Source organism: Blastococcus atacamensis (assembly GCF_002938425.1).
GTDB lineage: Bacteria > Actinomycetota > Actinomycetes > Mycobacteriales > Geodermatophilaceae > Blastococcus > Blastococcus atacamensis.
Genome location: NZ_POQU01000016.1, coordinates 32,142 through 54,634 on the forward strand (window position 1 = coordinate 32,142; position 22,493 = coordinate 54,634).

The 22,493-nt window shown below is 72.5% G+C and carries 23 protein-coding genes; 16 read left to right on the top strand and 7 right to left on the bottom strand.

The genetic code is table 11. The features are described 5' to 3' along the window. Window positions 1-8: 8 nt before the first annotated feature. The 4 genes from tpiA (at window position 9) to C5508_RS06425 (ending at window position 3,482) form a co-directional block, all read left to right on the top strand. Window positions 9-797 carry a triose-phosphate isomerase gene (gene tpiA, locus C5508_RS06410; protein WP_104524118.1) on the top strand — a complete coding sequence of 263 codons (789 nt, stop codon included), beginning with the start codon at window positions 9-11 and terminating at the stop codon, window positions 795-797. A gap of 49 nt (window positions 798-846) precedes the next feature. After that, on the top strand, window positions 847-2,622 hold the full coding sequence (locus C5508_RS06415; protein WP_232796958.1) for an ABC transporter substrate-binding protein: 1,776 nt from the start codon (window positions 847-849) through the stop codon (window positions 2,620-2,622). 103 nt (window positions 2,623-2,725) lie between these two features. Continuing rightward, entirely contained in the window at window positions 2,726-2,956 is a 231-nt protein-coding gene (gene secG / locus C5508_RS06420; protein WP_104524120.1) for a preprotein translocase subunit SecG, read from the top strand. 139 nt (window positions 2,957-3,095) lie between these two features. Then, window positions 3,096-3,482, top strand: a complete 387-nt coding sequence (locus C5508_RS06425) for an RNA polymerase-binding protein RbpA (RefSeq protein WP_269801765.1) — start codon at window positions 3,096-3,098, stop codon at window positions 3,480-3,482. 1 nt (window position 3,483) lies between these two features. On the opposite strand, the gene pgl is transcribed toward C5508_RS06425, so the two are convergent. The 6 genes from pgl to tkt all read right to left on the bottom strand — a co-directional run bounded on the left by pgl (window position 3,484) and on the right by tkt (window position 11,897). Beyond that, window positions 3,484-4,296 (bottom strand): 6-phosphogluconolactonase, encoded by an 813-nt coding sequence (pgl, locus tag C5508_RS06430; RefSeq protein WP_104524121.1) that lies wholly within the window; start codon window positions 4,294-4,296, stop codon window positions 3,484-3,486. Beyond that, the gene (locus C5508_RS06435; protein ID WP_104524122.1) at window positions 4,293-5,318 is read right to left on the bottom strand and encodes a glucose-6-phosphate dehydrogenase assembly protein OpcA; all 1,026 of its coding nucleotides are present in this window, start codon (window positions 5,316-5,318) and stop codon (window positions 4,293-4,295) included. Before C5508_RS06435 ends, pgl begins: the two co-directional genes overlap by 4 nt. 22 nt (window positions 5,319-5,340) lie before the next feature. Then, complete coding sequence (zwf, locus tag C5508_RS06440; protein WP_104524123.1) at window positions 5,341-6,858, bottom strand: glucose-6-phosphate dehydrogenase; 1,518 nt, start codon at window positions 6,856-6,858, stop codon at window positions 5,341-5,343. A gap of 106 nt (window positions 6,859-6,964) precedes the next feature. After that, complete coding sequence (locus C5508_RS06445) at window positions 6,965-8,566, bottom strand: glucose-6-phosphate isomerase (protein WP_104524124.1); 1,602 nt, start codon at window positions 8,564-8,566, stop codon at window positions 6,965-6,967. Then, window positions 8,563-9,669 carry a transaldolase gene (gene tal / locus C5508_RS06450; RefSeq protein ID WP_104524125.1) on the bottom strand — a complete coding sequence of 369 codons (1,107 nt, stop codon included), beginning with the start codon at window positions 9,667-9,669 and terminating at the stop codon, window positions 8,563-8,565. The genes C5508_RS06445 and tal overlap by 4 nt, the downstream gene beginning before the upstream one ends. A gap of 14 nt (window positions 9,670-9,683) precedes the next feature. Then, the gene (gene tkt / locus C5508_RS06455) at window positions 9,684-11,897 is read right to left on the bottom strand and encodes a transketolase (protein WP_104524126.1); all 2,214 of its coding nucleotides are present in this window, start codon (window positions 11,895-11,897) and stop codon (window positions 9,684-9,686) included. A gap of 310 nt (window positions 11,898-12,207) precedes the next feature. Between tkt and C5508_RS06460 the strand changes: the two genes are divergently transcribed. Both C5508_RS06460 and C5508_RS06465 read left to right on the top strand, forming a co-directional pair. Beyond that, window positions 12,208-13,140, top strand: a complete 933-nt coding sequence (locus tag C5508_RS06460; protein ID WP_104524127.1) for a heme o synthase — start codon at window positions 12,208-12,210, stop codon at window positions 13,138-13,140. Window positions 13,141-13,374: 234 nt separating this feature from the next. Further along, window positions 13,375-13,659 carry a hypothetical protein gene (locus tag C5508_RS06465; RefSeq protein WP_104524128.1) on the top strand — a complete coding sequence of 95 codons (285 nt, stop codon included), beginning with the start codon at window positions 13,375-13,377 and terminating at the stop codon, window positions 13,657-13,659. Window positions 13,660-13,744: 85 nt separating this feature from the next. On the opposite strand, the gene C5508_RS06470 is transcribed toward C5508_RS06465, so the two are convergent. Next, the gene (locus C5508_RS06470) at window positions 13,745-14,701 is read right to left on the bottom strand and encodes a COX15/CtaA family protein (protein WP_198597925.1); all 957 of its coding nucleotides are present in this window, start codon (window positions 14,699-14,701) and stop codon (window positions 13,745-13,747) included. Between the two features lie 150 nt (window positions 14,702-14,851). Between C5508_RS06470 and C5508_RS06475 the strand changes: the two genes are divergently transcribed. The 10 genes from C5508_RS06475 to C5508_RS19855 are packed head-to-tail and all read left to right on the top strand — an operon-like array spanning window position 14,852 to window position 22,357. After that, window positions 14,852-15,649 carry a helix-turn-helix transcriptional regulator gene (locus C5508_RS06475; RefSeq protein ID WP_104524130.1) on the top strand — a complete coding sequence of 266 codons (798 nt, stop codon included), beginning with the start codon at window positions 14,852-14,854 and terminating at the stop codon, window positions 15,647-15,649. Window positions 15,650-15,669: 20 nt separating this feature from the next. Further along, on the top strand, window positions 15,670-17,088 hold the full coding sequence (sufB, locus tag C5508_RS06480) for a Fe-S cluster assembly protein SufB (RefSeq protein WP_232796960.1): 1,419 nt from the start codon (window positions 15,670-15,672) through the stop codon (window positions 17,086-17,088). After that, window positions 17,088-18,431 carry a Fe-S cluster assembly protein SufD gene (sufD, locus tag C5508_RS06485; RefSeq protein WP_104524132.1) on the top strand — a complete coding sequence of 448 codons (1,344 nt, stop codon included), beginning with the start codon at window positions 17,088-17,090 and terminating at the stop codon, window positions 18,429-18,431. Before sufB ends, sufD begins: the two co-directional genes overlap by 1 nt. 1 nt (window position 18,432) lies before the next feature. Next, on the top strand, window positions 18,433-18,786 hold the full coding sequence (locus C5508_RS06490; protein ID WP_104524133.1) for a non-heme iron oxygenase ferredoxin subunit: 354 nt from the start codon (window positions 18,433-18,435) through the stop codon (window positions 18,784-18,786). 10 nt (window positions 18,787-18,796) lie between these two features. Beyond that, a complete protein-coding gene (sufC, locus tag C5508_RS06495; RefSeq protein WP_104524134.1) occupies window positions 18,797-19,567 on the top strand; it encodes a Fe-S cluster assembly ATPase SufC in 771 nt (256 codons plus the stop codon). After that, entirely contained in the window at window positions 19,564-20,877 is a 1,314-nt protein-coding gene (locus C5508_RS06500) for a cysteine desulfurase (protein WP_104524135.1), read from the top strand. The genes sufC and C5508_RS06500 overlap by 4 nt, the downstream gene beginning before the upstream one ends. A 10-nt stretch (window positions 20,878-20,887) precedes the next feature. Then, window positions 20,888-21,349: a Fe-S cluster assembly sulfur transfer protein SufU gene (gene sufU, locus C5508_RS06505; RefSeq protein ID WP_104524136.1), complete on the top strand. Its 462-nt coding sequence runs from the start codon at window positions 20,888-20,890 to the stop codon at window positions 21,347-21,349. After that, window positions 21,346-21,732: a metal-sulfur cluster assembly factor gene (locus C5508_RS06510; RefSeq protein ID WP_104524137.1), complete on the top strand. Its 387-nt coding sequence runs from the start codon at window positions 21,346-21,348 to the stop codon at window positions 21,730-21,732. The genes sufU and C5508_RS06510 overlap by 4 nt, the downstream gene beginning before the upstream one ends. A 53-nt stretch (window positions 21,733-21,785) precedes the next feature. After that, window positions 21,786-22,139, top strand: a complete 354-nt coding sequence (locus C5508_RS19850) for a hypothetical protein (RefSeq protein ID WP_104524138.1) — start codon at window positions 21,786-21,788, stop codon at window positions 22,137-22,139. Next, window positions 22,106-22,357, top strand: coding sequence for a hypothetical protein (locus C5508_RS19855; protein ID WP_104524139.1), 252 nt, complete (start codon window positions 22,106-22,108; stop codon window positions 22,355-22,357). Before C5508_RS19850 ends, C5508_RS19855 begins: the two co-directional genes overlap by 34 nt. Window positions 22,358-22,493: the final 136 nt, after the last annotated feature.

Here is a 22,493-nt window from a genome sequence, read left to right on the forward strand (position 1 = left end):
GGGAGATCATGGCCACCGCCACCCGCCGGCCGCTCATCGCCGGCAACTGGAAGATGAACCTGAACCACCTCGAGGCCATCGGCCTGGTCCAGAAGGTCGTCTTCAGCCTCAAGGACAAGGAGATGGAGGCGGCCGAGGTCGTCGTCCTCCCTCCGTTCACCGCGCTGCGCAGCGTCCAGACGCTGGTGGCCGGCGACAAGCTGGCCATCGGCTACGGCGCCCAGGACCTGTCCACGCAGGACTCCGGCGCCTACACCGGTGAGGTCAGCGGCAGCATGCTGGCCGCGCTGGCCTGCACCTACGTCACGGTCGGCCACTCCGAGCGCCGGGCGCTGCACGGCGAGGACGACGCCGTCGTCGCCACCAAGGTGCAGGCGGCCCTGCGGCACGGCCTCGTGCCCATCCTGTGCGTGGGGGAGGGGCTCGACATCCGCAAGGCGGGCACCCACGTCGAGCACTGCACCGCCCAGCTGGACGCCGCTCTCGAAGGCCTGACCGCCGAGCAGGTCGCCGGACTGGTGGTCGCCTACGAGCCGGTGTGGGCCATCGGCACCGGCGAGGTCGCCACCCCCGAGGACGCGCAGGAGGTGTGCGGAGCACTCCGGACGCGGCTCGCCGGGCGATTCGGCCCGGAGACGGCCGATGGCGTCCGTATCCTCTACGGCGGGTCGGTGAAGGCTGCGAGCACGGCCGGCATCCTGGCCGGGGCGGACATCGACGGTGCGCTCGTCGGCGGTGCCAGCCTGGACGCCGAGGAGTTCGCGCAGATCTGTCGGATCGCCGCCGGCGGTAGCTGAACCCTGCTGCCCGCCGCGGCCGGACACGGGGAGGGGCGGGCAGCAGGTGGTGCAGCAGACGCTGGAACGGCTGGCCGAGCGGCTGCCGACGTGGGCCCGGGGCTGGTCCCGCAGGCGGATCCTCGGCGCCTTCGCCGTCGTGCTGCTCGTCGTGGTGCTCGCGGTCAGCTGCCTCGGTGGCGCCGGGGGCCGGGCGGACGTCCCGGTGCTGGCCGACGGCGCGGACGTGGCGGTCGACGGGGTCCGTTCGCCGTCGGAGCGCAGCGGCGGCACCCTGCGGATCGTCGCCCCGGACATCGACAGCCTGGACCCTCAGCGCTCCTACCTGCCGGGCGTCTGGAACCTGATGCGGCTCTACACCCGCACGCTGGTCACCTACTCGGCCGAGCCGGGGAAGACCGACCAGCTGGTCCCCGACCTCGCCACCGACCTCGGCACCGTCTCCGAGGACGGCCTCACCTGGACCTTCACCCTCCGCGAGGGCGTCCGGTTCGAGAACGGGCGTGAGATCACCGCCCCGGACATCAAGTACGGCATCCAGCGGTCATTCGCCTCGGACGTGATCGTCGGCGGTCCGACCTACGTCGTCGACCTCCTGGACGACCCGGCCAATCCGTACCCGGGTCCGTACTCGCGGGAGGAGGACGATCCTGACCTCTCCGCCGTCGAGACGCCCGACCCGCGCACGATCATCTTCCGGCTGCGCGCCCCGCAGCCGGACTTCCCCTACGTCCTCGCCCTGCCGTCGAGCAGCCCCGTGCCGGCCGAGGCCGACACCGCGGGCCAGTACGGCCAGGACCCGATGTCCACCGGGCCCTACGCGATCACCTCCGTGGACCCCGAGGCGGGGATCCTGCTGGAGCGCAACCCGCAGTGGGACGCCGCCACCGACCAGGTCCGCACCGCGCTGCCGGACTCCGTGGTCGTGCGCACCGGGCTGTCCGGGCTCGAGCGCGACCAGGCGCTGCTTGCCGGCTCGGCCGACATCGACATCGCAGGTGCCGGTGTGCAGGCGGCGACGACCGCCCGCCTGACGGGGGACGACGACGACCCGCTGCTCGCCCGGGTGGACGACGTCACGACCGGTTCGCTCCGCGTCCTGGCCCTCCCCACCGACGTCGCCCCCATGAACGACCCCGACTGCCGTGCGGCCGTCGCGGCGACCATCGACCGGCAGGCGGTGCAGGACGCGCTGGGCGGTGCCTCGGACGCCGTCCGCAGTTCCGAGCTGTGGCCCCGGGGACTGGACGACGGTCCCAAGCACACGGACACCGAGCCCGACCTCGACGCGGCCCGGAACGCCCTCGAGGCGTGCGGGCAGCCCGACGGGTTCAGCACCGTGCTCGCCGTGGCGGACGTACCGGCCAGCCTGGAGGTCGCCGACGAGGTCCGCGGGCAGCTCGCGGAGGTCGGCATCGACGTGGAGGTGCGGCCACTGGACCCGCTGACCTTCTACGCCACCGAGGTCGGCAACCCCGACATCGTGGCCCGGAACGGCTACGGCATCGTGCTGGCCACCCGCACCGTGGACTTCCCGACGCCGGGCTCCTTCCTGGTGCCGCTGGTCGACGGCCGCAGCGTTCGCCTGGTGGGCAACACGAACCATGCCCGGCTCGACGACCCGGCGATCAACGCGCTCGTCGACGAGGCCCTGACAGCCGGTCCGGCGTCGTGGCGCGATGTGGCCGAGGCGGTCCTCGAGACCTCGGCCTACGTGCCGCTGGCCGAGACCCGGATCCAGCTGATCGCCGGGCAGCGGCTGCACAACGGCGTCGTCATGCGGCCCTATGCCGGCTACGACGTCGCCACCGCCGGCGTCCGCTGACGCCGCTGTGCCCTGACCTCGCCGGTCCCCGGTCGGGCGTCGGCTAGGCTCGGGGCGAGAGCTGGCGTCCGACGCCGGTCGTCGAGCTTTTCCGGAGAGGTCAATGGAGCTGGTGCTCAACGTGCTGCTGGTGCTCACCAGCATGCTCCTCGTGGTGCTCATCCTGCTGCACCGCGGCAAGGGTGGCGGTCTGTCGTCGATGTTCGGTGGCGCGGCGTCATCCTCGCTGTCCGGGTCGTCGGTCGTGGAGAAGAACCTCAACCGGCTCACGGTGTTCACCGCGCTGATCTGGACCGTGTGCATCATCGGCCTCGGCATCCTGATCAAGGTGTAAGGACCTCGTCCTCCCCACCCTTCGCACGCTCAGGGCGGGGCCCGGGACGAGGCCGTTCCCGTCCCTCGCCTCCCGCCTGCGGCGGACGCGACGAAATCGTGACCGGAAACGAGCCCCGAGGTCCTAGACTTTCGGCGCGGTGACCGAGGTCACCGCCACCCGGAGCAACGATCAGGGAGCACACGTGGCTGGTGGCAACGCGATCCGGGGTTCCCGGGTCGGGGCGGGTCCGATGGGCGAGGTCGAGCGGGGCGAGGCGGCGCCACGGCGTCGCATCCCGTTCTGGTGTGCCAACGGGCACGAGACCCGGGTGGTGCTGGCCAGCGAGGCCGACGTCCCGGACTTCTGGGACTGCCCGCGCTGCGGGCTCCCCGCGGGGCAGGACCGCGCGGAGCCGCCGCCGGCTCCGCGGATCGAGCCGTACAAGACCCATCTGGCGTACGTCCGCGAGCGGCGCACCGACGCCGACGGCGACGCGCTCCTGCAGGAGGCGCTGGACCGCCTCCGTGTGCGCCGCGGAGGCTGAGTCAGTCCTCGGTGCCGGGCAGCTGCGAGGCTGCGCCGGCGTCGAGCAACCACCGGGTGGCCCGGGTGCCGTGCACCCCGGCCGCCGGGATCTCCTGGGGTGAGGCACCGGCCAGCGCGCGTGCGACGGCCGGCGCCTTCTCCTCACCGGCGACGAGCAGCCAGACCTCCTCGGCGCTGGTGATCGCGCTGAAGCCGAGGCTGATGCGGGTGGGTGGCGGCTTGGGGCAGTTCCGCACCGCGAGGACCGGCCGCTGATCGGTGACGGCGCGGGAGCCGGGGAAGATCGAGGCGGTGTGCCCCTCGGCTCCCATGCCGAGCAGGAGGACGTCGAACCGCGGCAACCCGCTCTCGCCGGCGTACTCCCGGAGCTCGCCGAGGTAGTCCTCGGCGGCCTCCTCGGGCGTGGCGAAGCCGGCGTCGGACGCCGGCATCGCGTGCACCCGGAAGTCCGGCAGCTCCAGCCCGTCGAGCAGCGCCTTCCGTGCCTGCTCCTCGTTCCGCTCGTCGGAGCCGGCGGGCACGAAACGCTCGTCGCCCCACCAGAAGTCGACGGCGGTCCAGTCGACGACCTCGCGCACCGGCTCGGCGACCAGCCCGGCGACGTGCTCGAGGACGGCGATCCCGATTCCTCCTCCGGTGAGCACGACCGATGCGGTGCCGTGGACCGCCTGGGCGGCGGCGAGGCGGGCGACGAGCGCCTGGGCGACTGCTCGAGCCAGCCGGTCGGCGTCGGGTTCGATGACGATCTGCCGGGTCGGGCCGTCGTTCTCGGGCAGCTCGGCGGACACCCGGTCGCCGGGGGGGAGGCTCACGAGGTCACCGCGTCCTGGCCGGTCCGGTCGTCGGACGCGGGGTCGAACCACACGTGCTCGCGGACCGGAGGACGGTCCGAGAGGCCGTGCAGGCCGGTCGCCGCCTCCAGCGCCTCGCTGTAGGGCTCGTCGGGGTCGAGTCGGCGCAGCTCTTCGCTGAGCAGGTCACCGAGCACGCGCTCGGGCAGGGCGAGGGTGGAGTCCGGCCGGTAGGGCTGCGAGATGACGGCGCCGCCCCGGTGGTCGGCGCGGACCGCGAGCTCCTCGTCCCGGTCCAGCCGCAGGCTGACCGCCTCGACGCCGCTGGGCCCCGGGTCGCGGGACCCCTTCACGACGTCCACGGCGCAGCCGCACCTGGAGGAGATCCACCCGGCGAGCAGCCGCGCGGTCGCGTTGCCCGGGTCGCCCTCGATCCGCCCGCCGTGCACGTGGACGGCGTCGCTGCGACGACCGGAGACCGAGTCGAGGGTGGAGGCGAGCACCGCCCGCCAGGCGGTGCTGCGGGTCCAGGCCACGTCGGAGTCACCGGGGGCGTAGTCCTCCGCCCGTACGTGCAGGGCGGCGATCGGGTCCCGTGACAGCGAGCTGTCGGTGATCCGGCGGTCGGCGAACACCCCGAGGGCGTCCGTGGCGATCCGGTCCGGTGGACCGCCGTGCCACCAGGTGACCACGGGTGCGTCGGCCGCCAGCAGCGGGAGCACGACGGATTCGGCGTGCAGGGCGAGCCGGCCGTACATGCGCATGACCACGGCCTCGCCCGGGCCCAGCCGGCCACCGATCTGCACCTCGGCGTCCAGGCGGGGGACCGGGGCGTCGATCTGCCGGCGGACGACGATGAGCACGCGGCAGGGGTGCATCTCCGCGGCATGGGTGGCGGCGTCCTCAGCCTCGGTCACCCGGCTCTCGTCGGCCACGACGACCAGCGTCAGTGCGACACCGGACAGGACGGCCCCGCCGGTGCGCCGCTGGGCGGCCAGCTCCTTGACCACCGCCGAGCCGGTGGTGTCCCACAGGGTGGTCATCGGATCTCCTCCTGGTGCCCGGTCACGGTCGCCGCCACCGGCGGCCCTCGGCGGCGAGCATCTCGTCCGCCGCTCGCGGCCCCCACTCACCGGCCCGGTAGGCGTCGGGGGTCGTGCCCTGCCAGAACTCCTCCAGCGGGTCGATCACGGCCCAGGAGGCCTCCACCTCCGCGTTGCGGGGGAACAGCGTCGCGTCACCGAGGAGGACGTCGAGCAGCAGCCGCTCGTAGGCCTCGGGGCTGGACTCGGTGAACTGCTCGCCGTAGAGGAAGTCCATCGACACGTCGCGGACCTCCATGACGCTGCCCGGCACCTTCGACCCGAACTTCAGGGTCACCCCTTCGTCGGGCTGCACGCGGACCACGAGCTGGTTGTTGCCCAGCTCCTCGGTGTCGGTGTCGGCGAAGGGCAGGTGCGGTGCGCGCTTGAACACCAGCGCGATCTCGGTGACCCGCCGGGGGAGGCGCTTGCCGGTGCGCAGGTAGAACGGGACGCCCGCCCAGCGCCGGGTCTCGACGCCGAGCCGGACCGCGGCGAAGGTCTCGGTCGTCGACTGGGGGTCGACGCCCTCCTCCTGCTGGTAGCCGCAGGCCCGCTGGCCGGCCAGCCACCCCTGCTCGTACTGCCCGCGGACGGCGAAGGTGCGCAGGTCGTCGGGGAGGGAGATGGCGCGAAGCACCTTGAGCTTCTCGGTGCGGATCTCTTCGGCGGAGAACTCGACGGGCTCCTCCATCGCGGTGAGCGCCAGCAGCTGCAGCAGGTGGTTCTGCAGCACGTCGCGGGCGGCGCCGGTCTTCTCGTAGAACCCGGCCCGGCCACCGATGCCGACGTCCTCGGCCATGGTGATCTGCACCGAGTCGACGTTGTGGCCGTTCCAGATCGGCTCGAAGAGGGTGTTGGCGAACCGCAGCGCCATCAGGTTCTGGACGGTCTCCTTGCCCAGGTAGTGGTCGATGCGGAACACGTCGTCGGCGCTGAAGACCGAGTCCACCAGCTCGTTGAGCTCGCGGCTGGACGCGAGGTCGGTGCCGAACGGCTTCTCGACGACGACCCGCCGCCAGCGGTCGGGGGTGCTGTCGGCCATCCCGGTGCGCTGCATCTGCTTGAGGACGACCGGGAACATCGACGGCGGGACGGAGAGGTAGAAAGCGGCGTTGCCGCCGATGCCGTGGCTGCCCTCCAGCTCGGCCAGGTGCTCGGCGAGCTCGTCGAAGGCGTTGTCGTCGTCGAAGCTGCCCTGGACGAAGCGGACCGTGCTCGCCAGCCGCTCCCAGACCTCCTCGCGCCACGGGGTGCGTGCGCTCTTCCGGGCGGACTCACGGGCGAGCTCGGCGAACTCGGTGTCCCCCCAGTCGCGGCGGGCGAAGCCCAGCAGCGCGAAGTTGGTGGGCAGCAGACCGCGGTTGGCGAGGTCGTAGACGGCCGGCAGGAGCTTCTTGCGCGCCAGGTCGCCGGTGATGCCGAAGACGACGAGGGCGCAGGGCTCGGGCACCCGGGGGAGTCGCCGGTCCCGCGGATCGCGCAGCGGGTTGGGGATCATCTTCCGTCCTCGTGGTCGGAGTGTCCCGTCGTCGCCCCCGGGAGGGCGGACGGCGGGTGGAACCGGCGCGGTGCGGTCGGGCTTGCCGGCCGCACCGCGCCGACGATCAGCCCAGCGCGGCGAGCAGCTGGCCGATTCCCGCCGCCCGGTCGGTGAGGTGCAGGTGCAGCAGCGGGCGGTCCCGGTCGGCCAGGGCCTTGCGGTCGCCGGCGGCCTGGGCCGCCTGGAGCGTCCCGAAGGTGTAGGGCTGGTCGGGGACCGGGAGGTCCTCGGCCACCTCGCCGGTGATCTGCAGGAAGGCCCCGACCTGGGGGCCGCCCTTGTGGTACTGCCCGGTGGAGTGCAGGAACCGCGGTCCCCAGCCGAAGGTCACCGCGTGCTCGGTGCGCCGGGCGAGGGCCGCCCGCACGTCCGCGGCCGAGGCGTCCGCGAGCCGGTCCAGGTAGGCCATGACGGCGAGGTACCCGCGCGGCGGGACGGCGCCCAGCAGTGCGTCCAGCGCCAGCCGCAGGCCATCGTTGGACGTGAGGTCCACGCCGTCGAGCAGGGCGGCGCTGCCGTGGATGCGCACCGCGCCGATCGTCGCCGCGGGCTGCTCGTCGGGGAGGCCGCCGGCGAGGATCGCCTGGGTGTTCTCCTTGCTCTCGGTGACGTTCGGCTGGTCGAACGGGTTGATCCCGAGCACCCGCCCCGCGACCGCCGTGGCGTACTCCCAGGCGAGGAACTGCGCGCCGAGCGGTCCGGTGACGCCCACCGAGGGGCCGGGCTCGGGCGCCGTGTCGCCGACGAGGCCGAGCAGGACGTCGGGGGCGCCCGCGCCCGGGGCCACGGTCGACTCCAGGACGACGGGGAGGATGCCGCGGCCCAGCTTGCCGGTGGACTCGGCGATCAGCTGCTCGGCCCAGTCGCCGAAACCCTGGATCGGCGTGCCGTCGGCGTCGGCCAGCGCGAGCTTGTCGCGGCCGGCGCGGAAGGCCCCGCCGAGGGCGAGGCCGAGCTCGAGAGCGGCGTTGTCCGGCCGGGCCAGGCCCTCGGCGAGCTGCTCGGCGTCGTCGACCAGCGCGCCGACGTCGGCGCCGGCCAGCGCCGAGGGCACCAGGCCGAAGGCCGACAGCGCGCTGTAGCGGCCGCCCACGGTGGGGTCGGCGAGGAACACGGCGCGGGCGCCCATGGCCGCGGCCGTCTCCGACAGCGGCGACCCGGGGTCGGTCACGACGACGAAGCGGGCGCCGATCTGACCCTCGTCCAGCCCTGCGGCGGCGAAGGCGGCGATGAAGGCCCGGCGCTGGCTCTCGGTCTCCACGGTGCCCCCGGACTTGGAGCTCACCACGACGACGGTGCGCTCCAGGTCGGTCATGGCGGCGGCGACCTGACCGGGGTCGGTGGTGTCCAGCACGACCAGCGGCACCCCCGCCGTACGGCAGATCACCTCCGGCGCCAGCGAGGATCCGCCCATGCCGCACAGCACCACGCGGTCGATGCCCTCGGCGGCGAGCTCCGCCCGCAGCTGGGTCAGCTGGGCGACCAGACCGTGCGACGTGGCGGGCAGGTCGAGCCAGCCCAGCCGGACCGCCGCCTCGCTCTCCGCGTCCGGGCCCCACAGCGTGGCGTCCTTGCGGACGAGGCGCGCGGCGACGTCGTCCTCAAGGAGCTGGGACCGGACCGGCTCGGGGACCTCCAAGCCGGTCGAGGTGAACTCCAGGGTCACGCCTTGGCCTCCAGCTCCGTGCGGACCGACTCGGTGAGCTCGTCCCAGGAGTCGACGAACTTCTGCACCGCCTCTTCCTCGAGCTGGCGGAACACGTCGTCCAGGTCGATGCCGGCGTCGCTGACCGCCTGCATGACCGCCGCGGCGTCGTCGTAGGACTTCTGCACCGGCGTGCCGGGCGCGCCGTGGTCGGCGTAGGCCATCAGCGTCTTCTCGGGCATCGTGTTCACGGTGCCCGGAGCGATCAGCTCGCTGAGGTAGAGGGTGTCGGAGTAGTCGGGGTTCTTGACCCCGGTCGATGCCCAGAGCGGGCGCTGGCGCCGGGCGCCCTTGGCCTCCAGCGCCTGCCAGCGCTCGGAGGAGAACACCTCCTCATAGGCCTGGTAGGCCAGCTGCGCGTTGGCGACCCCGGCCTTGCCCTTGAGCGAGGCGTCGGCGCCCGCCGCGTCCAGGCGCTTGTCGATCTCGGAGTCCACCCGGGAGACGAAGAAGGAGGCGACCGACTCCAGCTGGGAGAGGTCGGCGTCGGGGTCCTCGGCGACCCGCTGCTCCAGGCCGGAGAGGTAGGCGTCCATGACGGCGCGGTACCGCTCCAGGCTGAAGATCAGGGTGACGTTGACGCTGATCCCGCGGGCGATCGACGTCGTGATCGCCGGCAGGCTGGCCTCGGTGGCGGGGATCTTGATGTAGAGGTTGGGCCGGTCCACCAGCCACCACAGGTGCGCCGCCTCCGCCGCCGTGGCGTCGGTGTCGTGGGCGATGCCGGGCTGGACCTCCAGGGAGACCCGCCCGTCGCCGGGCTGCCGCTGGGCGACCGGGGCGAGCAGGTCGCACGCGTCGCGCACGTCGGCGGCGGTGATGGTGCGCAGCGACTCCTCGACGCTCACCTTCCGGACGGCCAGGGCGTGCACCTGGTCGTCGTAGGCGTCCGAGCCGCTGATCGCCGCGGCGAAGATGGTCGGGTTGGTGGTGACCCCGACGACGCTGTACTCGTCGACCATCTGCTGGAGGTTGCCGCTGCGGATGCGGTCGCGGGACAGGTCGTCGAGCCACACGGCGACGCCGGCCTTCGACAGTTCGGCGAGGTTCTCGTTCTGTGCCATGGCAGGTGCCTTTCTCAGCGGTCGCCGGTGGGATGGGGAAGGCCGCCGGTGGCGGCGACCGGGCCGGCGGGGACGGCGGCACCGGAGCGAGCGGCCTCGATGCTCTCGCGGGCAGCGGTGACGACCGCCTCGTCGGTGAGGCCGAACTCCTCGTAGAGGACGCCGTAGGCGGCGCTGGCCCCGTAGTGGGTGAGGCCGACGATGCGCCCGGCGTCGCCGACGAACTCCCGCCAGCCCATGGGGATGCCGGCCTCGACGCTGACGCGGGCCCGCACGGTCGGGGGGAGCACCTCGTCCTTGTAGCCCTGGTCCTGGTCGGCGAACCACTCGACGCAGGGGACCGACACGACCCGGGTCGGGACGCCGTCGGCCTCCAGCCGCTCGCGGGCGGCGACGGCGATCTGCACCTCGGATCCGGTGCCCAGCAGGATCACCTCGGGGGTGCCGTTCGAGGCCTCGGCCAGCACGTAGGCGCCACGGGCGGTGCCCTCCGCCGAGCCGGTCGAGGAGCGGTCGAACACCGGCAGGTTCTGCCGCGAGAGCAGCAGGCCGGCCGGGCGGTCGTTGTTCTCCAGGATGGTCCGCCAGGCCACGGCGACCTCGTTGGCGTCCGCGGGGCGGACGACGTCCAGACCGGGGATCGCGCGCAGCGCGGCGAAGTGCTCGATGGGCTGGTGGGTCGGGCCGTCCTCGCCGAGGCCGATCGAGTCGTGCGTCCACACGTAGATGACCGGCAGCTGCATGAGCGCGGCCAGGCGCACCGCTCCGCGCATGTAGTCGGAGAAGGTGAGGAACGTGCCGCCGTAGACGCGGGTGCCGCCGTGCAGGGCGATGCCGTTCATGATCGCGCCCATGGCGTGCTCGCGGACGCCGAAGTGCAGGGTGCGGCCGTAGGGGCCACCGGACCACATCTTGGTCTGGCGGTCGGCCGGCAGGAACGACGGTTCACCCTTGACCGCGGTGTTGTTGCTCTCCGCGAGGTCGGCCGAGCCGCCCCACAGCTCGGGGAGCGCCGGGTAGACGGCGGCCAGCACCTGGCCGGAGGCCTTGCGGGTCGCGACGCCCTTGGGGTCGGCGTCCCAGCTGGGCAGCGACTCCTGCCAGCCCTCGGGGAGCGTGCGGGTGCTCATGCGCTGCAGCAGCGCGGCGCCGTCAGGGTTGCCCTGCTGCCAGGCGGCGAACTGCTCGTCCCATTGCGCGCGCAGCTCGCGGCCGCGGTCGACCACCGAGCGGGCGTGGGCCAGGACGTCGTCGTCGACCTGGAAGGTGCGCTCCGGGTCGAAGCCCAGGATCTCCTTGGTGGCGCGGACCTCGTCGTCGCCGAGGGCCGAGCCGTGGGAGGCGCCGGTGTTCTGCTTGTTCGGTGCGGGCCAGGCGATGATCGTCCGCAGCACGATGATCGAGGGGCGCCCGGTCTCGGCCTTGGCGGCGGCGAAGGCGGCGTCGACGGAGGCCAGGTCCTCGCCGTCGGCGACGTGCTGCACGTGCCAGCCGTAGGCCTCGTAGCGCTTGCCGACGTCCTCGGTGAAGGCGACGGTCGTGTCGTCCTCGATCGAGATGCGGTTGTCGTCGTAGACGAGGACGAGGTTGCCGAGCTTCTGCGTGCCGGCCAGTGACGACGCCTCGCCGCTGATGCCCTCCTCCAGGTCGCCGTCGGAGGCGAAGCACCAGATGGTGTGGTCGAAGAGGCTCTCGCCCTCAGGGGCGTCGGGGTCGAGCATGCCGCGCTCACGGCGGGCCGCCATGGCCATGCCGACCGCGTTGCCGACGCCCTGCCCGAGCGGGCCGGTCGTCGTCTCCACACCGGGGGTGTGGTTGACCTCGGGGTGCCCGGGGGTCTTCGAGCCCCAGGTCCGCAGGGCCTGCAGGTCCTCCAGCTCCAGGCCGTAGCCGGCCAGGAAGAGCTGCACGTAGAGGGTCAGGCTGGAGTGGCCCATCGACAGGATGAAGCGGTCGCGCGCTGTCCACTGCGGGTCGGTCGGGTCGTGCTTCAACCACTTGTGGAAGAGCAGGTAGGCCGTCGGCGCCATGCTCATCGCGGTGCCGGGGTGGCCGTTGCCCACCTTCTGGACGGCGTCCATCGCCAGGATGCGGGCGGTGTCGATCGCGCGGCGGTCGAGATCGCCGAAGCCCTCGGGCAGGGTGGGCCGCGGCTGCGACGGGTTGCCGGTGGGCGTGTCGGTCGCGGCCTCGGCCGGGGCTTCCGCCTCCGTGCTGCGCGTGTCCATCTGGTCGCTGTCTCCCTCGAGGTAGGCCTGGCGATGCGCCCGGGACGGGCGGTCGGCCGCCGGCGGACGTAGCCCGCCGTCCGGCGTCGCCCCGAGCCGTGAGCAGGCGGGGGACGCGACCGGTTTCGTCGGCGTGGCCCCTACCCGCTGCGCCCGCGGCATCAACGTGATCAAGCCTAGTCATCCGGGGTCATGGCGCGCGCCTGGCTCGGAAGGGCCCGGGGCTACCATGGGCGGCGTTCCTCCCCCCGGTTCGAAGGGATCCCGTGGTGCCCTGCTGCCCGCGCGCGACCGCGCACGAGGGCACCCGGTGACGGCGCTGTCCGAGCGCAGCGCCGATCCCGCTCCCCGTCTCGCCACCCGCCTCCGCGCGCGGGTCGGCGCCTACGTCGGCCTCACCAAGCCGCGCATCATCGAGCTGCTGCTCGTCACGACGGTGCCGGCGATGATGCTGGCCGACCGGGGCTGGCCGTCGCTGTCACTGCTGTTCTGGACGCTGCTCGGCGGCACGTTCGCGGCCGGCGCGGCCAACGTCTTCAACTGCTACTTCGACCGCGACATCGACCGGTTGATGCAGCGCACCCAGAAGCGCCCGCTGGTCACCGGCGAGGTCTCGCCGCGAGCGGCGCTGATCTTCGGCTTCGTCCTCACGGTCAGCTCGATCGTCCTGCTGCTGGTGACGACGACCCCGCTGGCCGCGGCGCTCTCGGCGGCGGCGATCTTCTACTACGCCGTCCTCTACACGATGGTGTTCAAGCGGCACACCCGCCGCAGCACCGAGTGGGGCGGGGTGCCCGGCGCGGCACCGGTGCTCATCGGCTGGGCCGCGGTGACCGGGTCGCTGGACTGGCCGGCCGTCGTCGTCTTCGGTGTCGTCTTCTGCTGGCAGATGCCGCACTTCTGGGCCCTCGCCCTGCGGTTCAAGGACGATTACGCGCGGGCCGACGTCCCGATGCTGCCCGTGGTGACCACGGCGCGGTCGGTCGGCCGGCAGTCGGTGGCCTGGGCGTGGGCGACGGTCGCCGTCTCCCTGCTGCTGTGGCCCGTCGGGGCGGAGTACGGCATCGGGCTGGGCTACGCGATCCCCGCGGCGCTGCTCGGTGCCTGGTTCGTCGTGGAGACGCACCGGCTGCTGTCGCGCATCAAGCGCGGTGGCGACTTCAAGCCGATGCAGCTCTTCCACGTCTCGATCTCGTACCTGTCGCTGCTCTCGGTCGCGATCATCGTCGACGCCATCGTGTAAGGACCGCCCTTCCCCCCACGCCTCGCACGCTCGGCGCGGGCCCCTGAAGGGCGGCCGTTCCAGCACGTCACCACGCTCGGCGCGGGCCCCTGAAGGGCGGCCGTTCCAGCACGTCACCACGCTCGGCGCGGGCCCCTGAAGGGCGGCCGTTCAGCACGTCACCACGCTCGGCGCGGGCCCCTGAAGGGCGGCCGTTCCCGTACGTCAGCCCAGCCGGTCGCTACCGTCGGGGGGGTGCGCACGGACCTCGCGAACGCCCGGATGGGGCAACTGGTCGGCGCCGACCGGCGCACCTATTCCATGACCGGTGGAACGCTGGACCGGGCCGGGGTCGAGGCGCTCATCGAGTCGGGGTGGCCGGTGGTCACCTACCTGCCCGGCGGCCGGCTGCTCTGGCACGACGAGAACGACGCCTGGCCGGCCTGGGCCGACGTGCGCAGCGGCCCGGAGCGGGTGTCGGCCGGCCGCTGGGAGTCGGCCGACGGGTCGCCGCTCGTCGTCCTCGTCCTGCACGACTGACGCCATCAGCGCCCGAGGGAGCTGCTGCCCTGCCGCACCGAGTGGGCCCGGAGGGGTCCGCACAGGTGTGACGTAGCGGCTCAGCTCAGATGGGGGACGGCACCTGGTGGCGGTGTCCTCCGGAGGAGGGCGATGTCATGACTTCCGACGCCGGACCGCGGACCGACCACACCAGCCGCGCGGCGAAGGCGGTGGTGAGCACCGCGCCGGCCATGTGCAGCAGCACCAGGGCGATCGGCAGGTCGGTGAAGTACTGCACGTAGCCGACGACGCCCTGGGCCAGCTCCACGATCAGCAGGTCCCGCGCGGCCCGGCGGACGCGGTCGGGGGAGTCGGTCGCGTAGAGCGCGACCAGCATCGCGACGGTCAGGCCGATCAGGAGGAACACGACGTCGGCGTGCAGCTGGCTGATGAGCTCGGGGTCGAAGCCCATGCGGTCGCCGGTCGGGACGTCGTCGTCGTCGACGTCGCCGCTGTGCGGGCCGCTGCCGGTGACCACGGTGCCCAAGGCCAGGACGGCGGCGGTCGCGGCGGCGATGCCCCGGGTGAGCAGGACGAACGGGCGGCGCACCAGCGGCTGCCCGACGCCGGGCTCCCGCGAGCGCAGCCACAGCGTCGTCGCCAGCGCGACGAGCACCGCGGAGACGAGGAAGTGGGCCGCCACGGTCCAGGGGTTCAGGCCCGTGAGCACGGTGACCCCGCCGAGCAGCGCCTGGGCCGGGATGCCGAGGAAGGTGAGGACGGCGAGCGGTCGGAGGTCCCGACGCGTCGAGCGCCAGACGGCGACGACCGTGGCGATCGCGACCGCGGCGAGCACGAAGGTGAGCAGCCGGTTGCCGAACTCGATGGCGCCGTGACCGGCGAGCTCCGGCGTCGCCACGAAGCTCGCCGACGTGCACCGCGGCCAGGTGGGGCAGCCCAGCCCGGAGCCGGTCAGCCGCACGGCGCCGCCCGTCACGACGATCAGCCCGTTGGCGACGGCGTTGGCGAGGGCCAGGCGCGAGATGGTCGTCGCGGAGAACGAGGCGGGCAGCAGCGGCACGTCCCCGATCGTATTCGCTCTGCGCTCCGGTCCCGGGTCGTCGTGCGCCGGGACGGGCCCGCGGTGAGCCTGATCACGAACGGTCAGCGGACGGGTCCTTCTTAGGTGGACCTTGCTTGCGCCGAGTTCCATTTAGGACACACTCGTGTTGTGGAATCCCTCGTGGCGCAGCACCGGCCGTCGGCGACAGTCGACGACGGGCGCACCCGCGACCGCGTGAGCAGCCTCCTGCTCGAGCACGGCCCGCAGACCGCGACCGAGCTGGCGGCCCGGCTCGGCATCTCCCCGGCCGCCGTCCGCCGGCACCTCGACGCCCTGGTCGCCACCGGCCGGGTGGAGGAGCGGCAGGTGCGCGACGCCCAGCGCGGTCGCGGCCGCCCGGCCCGGCGGTTCCACCTCACCGACTCCGGTCGCTCCGCCTTCCCGCACGCCTACGACGACCTGGCGCTGACCGCACTGCGCTACGTGGCCAGCGTCGGCGGCCCTGATGCCGTTCGCGCCGTGGCCGAGCAGCAGCTCGCCGGGCTGGAGGCGCGTGCGTCCAGCGCGGTGGAGGCGGCGACCAGCGGCAGCGCCGGCGCCTCGGTCGACCGGGCTCAGGCACTCGCCGCCGCGCTTACCGCGGAGGGCTACGCTGCCACCGCTTCGGCGCTGTCCGGCGGAGGGCAGCTCTGCCAGCACCACTGCCCGGTGGCGCACGTGGCCGCGGAGTTCCCGCAGCTGTGCGAGGCCGAGACGGCGGTGATCGGCCGGCTCGTGGGCACCCATGTGCAGCGGCTGGCCACGATCTCCCACGGCGACGGGATCTGCACCACACACATCCCCGGCCCCCTGCGGACGGGGAACAGATCGGCCCTCGCACGCCCTGTACGAGGTGAGCGAGCAGCGCCCGCGAGCGCGCCCACAAGCAGCACCCCCACGAACGACCGGGAGAGGACGCCCGCATGACCAGCACCCAGCAGCCGGCGATGGCCACGCAGCTGACGCAGGACCAGCAGATCGAGCAGCTCGGCCGCTACGAGTACGGCTGGGCGGACGCCGACGTCGCCGGAGCGTCGGCGCGCCGCGGCATCGACGAGGACGTCGTGCGCGACATCTCGCGCCGCAAGAACGAGCCCGAGTGGATGCTCGAGCGCCGTCTCAAGGCCCTGAAGCTCTTCGAGCGCAAGCCGATGCCGGACTGGGGCTCGGACCTCTCGGGGATCGACTTCCAGAACATCAAGTACTTCGTGCGCTCCACCGAGGCCCAGGCGGCCTCGTGGGAGGACCTGCCCGACGACATCAAGAACACCTACGACAAGCTCGGCATCCCGGAGGCGGAGAAGCAGCGCCTCGTCTCGGGTGTCGCGGCCCAGTACGAGTCCGAGGTCGTCTACCACCAGATCCAGAAGGAGCTCGAGGACCAGGGCGTTCTCTTCCTGGACACCGACTCCGCCCTGAAGGAGCACCCGGAGATCTTCCGGGAGTACTTCGGCTCGGTCATCCCCTCCGGCGACAACAAGTTCGCCGCGCTGAACACCGCGACCTGGTCGGGTGGCTCGTTCATCTACGTGCCGCCGGGCGTGCACGTCGACATCCCGCTGCAGGCCTACTTCCGGATCAACACCGAGAACATGGGCCAGTTCGAGCGGACGCTGATCATCGTCGACGAGGGCGCCTACGTGCACTACGTCGAGGGCTGCACCGCGCCGATCTACAAGTCGGACTCGCTGCACTCCGCGGTCGTCGAGATCATCGTCAAGAAGAACGCGCGCTGCCGGTACACGACCATCCAGAACTGGTCGAACAACGTCTACAACCTGGTCACCAAGCGGGCCGTGGCCCACGAGGGCGCGACCATGGAGTGGGTCGACGGCAACCTCGGCTCGAAGGTGACGATGAAGTACCCGGCGGTCTGGATGACCGGCGAGCACGCCAAGGGTGAGGTCCTCTCCATCGCCTTCGCGGGCGAGGGGCAGCACCAGGACGCCGGCGCCAAGATGGTGCACGCCGCCCCGCACACCTCCTCGACCATCGTGTCGAAGTCGGTGGCCCGTGGCGGTGGCCGCACCTCCTACCGCGGTCTGGTCCAGGTCGACGAGGGTGCCTACGGCTCCAAGTCGACCGTGAAGTGCGACGCGCTCCTGGTCGACACGATCAGCCGCTCGGACACCTACCCCTACGTCGACGTCCGCGAGGACGACGTCGCCATGGGTCACGAGGCCACCGTCTCCCGCGTCAGCGACGACCAGCTCTTCTACCTGATGAGCCGCGGTCTGACCGAGGACGAGGCCATGGCGATGGTGGTGCGTGGCTTCGTCGAGCCCATCGCCCGTGAGCTGCCCATGGAGTACGCCCTCGAGCTCAACCGGCTCATCGAGCTGCAGATGGAAGGTGCCGTCGGCTGATGTCGACCGACAACAACCTGGACACCCCCGCCGAGGAGCTCGGCTCCGAGGAGCTGGCCGCGGCCGAGACGGCGCAGCTGGCCTCGGAGCTGTTCGCCCCGGGCGTCGGCGCGCAGGCCGGCCCGCCGACCACACCGGCGTCGGGCACCGGCACCGCCGGTGAGGCGGCACCCGGTGCGCACAGCCACGGCGGTCCCGCACCGACCGGTTCGCCGGCGGAGCGGTTCACCTCGACCGACCCGGATGCCTTCGGCGTGCCCACCGGTCGCGAGGAGGCCTGGCGCTTCACCCCCATGAAGCGGATCAAGCCGCTGCTCGACGGTGCGGCCTCGGACGCGAAGCTCGACTGGTCGACCGACCTGCCCGAGGGCGTGGAGCTGCTCCGCGTCGACGCCGGCGACCCGCTGCTCAAGGGACTGCCCGAGCCGGTCGACCGGCTCGCCGCGCTCACGCGGCAGAACAGCGCCGGCGCCGACGTCGTCCGGATCGCCACCGAGGCGCAGCTGGACCGCCCGGTCACCCTGGGCCTCGCCGGGTCGGGCTCCGCCGACGTCGTCTGGGGTCAGCTCGTCGTCGAGGTGGGGGCCTTCGCGAAGGCGACCGTCGTCCTGGACCACACCGGGCTGGCCCGCTACGCCGGCGGCGTGACGGTGCTCGTCGGCGACAGCGCGCAGGTCAGCCTCGTGTCGGTGCAGGACTGGGCGCCCGGCGCCGTGCACGGCGGCCAGTACGACGCCGTCGTCGGCCGCGACGCGACCTTCACCCAGGTCGTGGTCACCCTCGGCGGCGACCTGGTCCGCCTGGTCAGCAACGTGCAGTACGCCGGCCCCGGCGCCAGCGCGGAGCTCTTCGGCGTCTACTTCTCCGACGAGACCCAGCACCAGGAGCACCGCCTCTGGGTCGACCACGCGGTGCCCAACTGCACCAGCAACGTGCTCTACAAGGGCGCGCTGCAGGGCGAGGGCGCGCGCACGGTCTGGATCGGCGACGTCCGCATCCGCCCGGCGGCCACCGGCACCGAGACCTACGAGCTCAACCGGAACCTGGTGCTCACCGACGGCGCCCGCGCCGACTCGGTGCCGAACCTCGAGATCGAGACCGGCGAGATCGTCGGCGCCGGGCACGCCAGTGCCACCGGCCGGTTCGACGACGAGCAGCTGTTCTACCTCTGCTCGCGCGGCATCGACGCCGAGACCGCCCGCCGTCTGGTCGTGCGCGGCTTCTTCGCCGACGTCGTCCAGCGGATCGGCCTGAACGAGCTGCAGGACCGCCTGATGGCCAGCATCGACGCCCGCCTCGGCGCGCTGCCGGCACTGGACGAGCAGCCGGTCGAGGTCGCCTGAGATGGCGTTCGAACGGGTCTGCGCGCTCTCCCAGGTCCCCGAGAACGGGGCCCTGCGGGTGGAGCTCGCGGACGTCGACGTCGCCGTCGTCCGCTTCGAGGGCGAGGTCTACGCGATCCAGGACCTGTGCTCGCACGCCGAGGTCCCGCTGTCCGAGGGCGACGTCGAGACGTTCGACGGCGCTCCCACCATCGAGTGCTGGCTGCACGGGTCGTGCTTCGACCTGCGCACCGGCGAGCCCACCAACCTGCCGGCCACCGAGCCGGTCGACGTCTACCCCGTGCGCGTGGAAGGGGAGGACGTGCTCGTCGACACCGAGTCCGACGGCCGCCTCCCGCTCGCGTCGGGCAGCTGAAGGAGAAGAAGTGTCCGTTCTGGAGATCCGCGACCTGCACGTCAGCGTGGGCGAGGGTGATGACGCCAAGGAGATCCTCCGCGGCGTGGACCTGACCGTCCGCTCCGGCGAGACGCACGCGATCATGGGCCCCAACGGGTCGGGCAAGTCGACCCTGGCCTACTCGATCGCCGGCCACCCCAAGTACACGATCACCGGCGGCACCGTCACGCTCGACGGCGAGGACGTCCTCGCGATGAGCGTCGACGAGCGGGCCCGCGCCGGCCTGTTCCTGGCCATGCAGTACCCGGTCGAGGTCCCCGGCGTCTCGGTGTCGAACTTCTTGCGCACCGCCGCCACCGCGATCAAGGGCGAGGCCCCCAAGCTGCGCACCTGGGTCAAGGACGTCAAGACCGAGATGGCCGGCCTGGAGATGGACCCGGTGTTCGCCGAGCGCAACGTCAACGAGGGCTTCTCCGGTGGTGAGAAGAAGCGCCACGAGATCCTGCAGATGCGCCTGCTCAAGCCGGGCATCGCGATCCTCGACGAGACCGACTCCGGCCTCGACGTCGACGCGCTGCGGATCGTCTCCGAGGGCGTGAACCGCTCCCGCGCCGAGGGCGAGATCGGCGTCCTGCTGATCACGCACTACACGCGGATCCTGCGCTACATCAAGCCCGACTTCGTGCACGTCTTCGTCAACGGCAAGGTCGTCGAGGAAGGTGGCCCGGAGCTGGCGGAGAAGCTGGAGAACGAGGGCTACGCGTCCTACGTCAAGGCCTCGGAGGTCGCATCCGCATGACCCAGACCGTCTCGCGTCCCGGTGCCGGGGCACAGCGAGCGCCCCTGCCCCTGGACATCGAGGCGATCCGGGCGGACTTCCCGATCCTGACGCGCACCGTGCGCGACGGGAAGCGGCTGGTCTACCTCGACTCCGGCGCCACCTCGCAGAAGCCGCGCCAGGTGCTCGACGCCGAACGCTGGTTCTACGAGAACGTCAACGCCGCGCCGCACCGGGGAGCCCACCAGCTCGCCGAGGAGGCGACCGGTGCCTACGAGGAGGCCCGGGCAAAGATCGGCGCCTTCATCGGGGCTCCGGAGAGCGAGATCGTCTTCACCCGGAACACCACCGAGGCGATCAACCTGGTGGCCTACGCGCTGTCCAACGCGCGGACGGCCAAGGAGCCCGAGTTCCGCACCTACGCGGTCGGCCAGGGCGACGAGATCGTGGTCACCGAGATGGAGCACCACGCCGACCTGATCCCGTGGCAGCAGCTGTGCGAGCGCACGGGGGCGACCCTGCGCTGGCTCGGGCTGACCGACGAGGGCCGGCTGGACCTCTCGGACCTGTCCACCGTGGTCAACGAGCGCACCAAGCTCGTCGCGGTCACCCAGCAGTCGAACATCCTCGGCACGATCAACCCGCTCGGCGACATCGTGGCCCGCGCGCACGAGGTCGGCGCCCTGGTGCTGGTCGACGGCGCCCAGTCGGTGCCGCACCAGCCGGTCGACGTGCAGTCCCTGGGTGCTGACTTCCTGGTGTTCTCCGGGCACAAGATGCTCGGGCCCACCGGCGTCGGCGTGCTCTGGGGCCGCTACGAGGTGCTCGACAAGCTGCCGCCGTTCCTGACCGGCGGCTCGATGATCGAGGTCGTGCGCATGGAGGGCTCCACCTTCATGCCGCCGCCGCAGCGCTTCGAGGCCGGCGTCCCGATGACCGCGCAGGTGATCGGGCTCGGCGCGGCCGTCGACTACCTGCAGGCGCTCGGCATGGACAAGGTCGAGGAGCACGAGAAGGCGCTCACCGCGTACGCGCTGGAGAAGCTCGCCGAGATCCCGGGCGTCACCGTCATCGGCCCGCCCGACACGGTGGCCCGCGGGGGAGCGATCTCCTTCACCGTCGAGGACATCCACCCGCACGACGTCGGCCAGGTCCTCGACGACCTCGGCATCGCCGTGCGCGTCGGGCACCACTGCGCCTGGCCGGTCGTGCGGCGCTACGGCGTCCCCGCCACCACCCGGGCCACGTTCTACGTGCACACCGGCTACGACGACATCGACGCGCTGGCGGACGGAATTCGCGCGGCCCAGAAGTTCTTCGGAACGGTGTGAGGCGCGTCTGATGCAGCTCGAGTCGATGTACCAGGAGATCATCCTGGACCACTACAAGAACCCGCACGGGCGCGGCCTGCGCGACCCGTTCGACGCCGAGGTCCACCACGTCAACCCGACGTGCGGGGACGAGGTGACGCTGCGGGTGAAGATCGACGGCGACACGATCGCCGACGTCTCCTACGAGGGCATGGGCTGCTCGATCAGCCAGGCCTCGATCTCGGCCATGTACGACCTGGTGGTCGGCAAGCCGGTGTCCGAGGCGCTGGGGACCGGCGAGCACTTCATGACCCTGATGCAGGCCAAGGGCGACCCCGCGGTCGCCGAGAAGCTCGAGGACGAGCTGGAGGACGCCGTCGCGTTCGCCGGTGTGTCCAAGTACCCCGCGCGCATCAAGTGCGCGCTGCTCAGCTGGATGGCGTTGAAGGACGCGTCCGCCCGCGCAGTGTCGACGGCTGGAGGCCAGTCATGAGCGAGACCACAGAGAACGTCGCGGCCACCGGGACCCCGGGCGGGCCGCCGGCCTACAAGTCGGCGCTCCTCGAGGACCTCGAGGAGGCCATGCGCGACGTCGTCGACCCCGAGCTCGGCGTCAACGTCGTGGACCTGGGCCTCGTCTACGGCCTGGACGTCGACGAGTCCAACGTCGCCATCATCGACATGACCCTGACCTCGGCGGCCTGCCCGCTGACCGACGTCATCGAGGACCAGGCCCGTCAGGCCCTGACCGGCGGCCCCGGCCCCGGCCTGGTCGACGACATCCGGATCAACTGGGTCTGGATGCCGCCGTGGGGCCCGGACAAGATCACCGACGACGGCCGGGAGCAGCTCCGCGCCCTGGGCTTCCGCGTCTGAACGAGCTCTTCGACCGACTGGCCGCCGGGTACGCCCCGGAGGCCGACGCGAGCGTGACCGTGCTGCCCGCGCCCCTCGGGGCGCGGGCAGTCGTCGTCGGTGGCACCGCCTGGCACGTCGTCGCGGCCGACGTGGACCCGGAGTGGGTGGCGCATCAGGTCGCCCCCGATCCGATCGGCGCACCGCTCGGGGCGCGTTTCCTCGCCGCGCTGGCCGATGAAGTCGGCGCCGAGCCCGGGTCGCTGGACGTCGTCCTCGTCGCGTCGCCCCGCAGCGATGTCCCTGCGCGGGACATGTCGCTCACCGAGATGTCCGCCTCGGGGACATCGCACCCCGGGTCCGCCGGGCCCGGGCGCACCGACGGAACGTCCGCATGTGGACTGCCGCCGACGCCGCCGGTCTGCTGACCGTCGGTCGTGGCATCGCCGGCCGGCTGGAGGTGAGCCTGGAGGTCGAGGCCGCCGAGCGCGGCCGCGGCCTCGGGGCCGCGCTGGCGCTGGCCGCCCGTGCCCTGACGGTCGAGCCGCTGTGGGCGCAGGTCGCCCCGGCGAACACCGCGTCGCTGCGCTCCTTCCTCGCCGCGGGCTACCGGCCGGTGGGCGCCGAGGTCCTTCTCGGCCCCTGACCGCTCAGCGCAGGTCGGCCAGCCGCGTGCCGAACCCGTCGACGGGCCGGCGCTCCCGCAGCATCCCGATGGCCAGCAGCACGCTGCCGACGACGAGCCCGGCCGCCACCGGCCAGGGCAGGGCGCGCACCGCCAG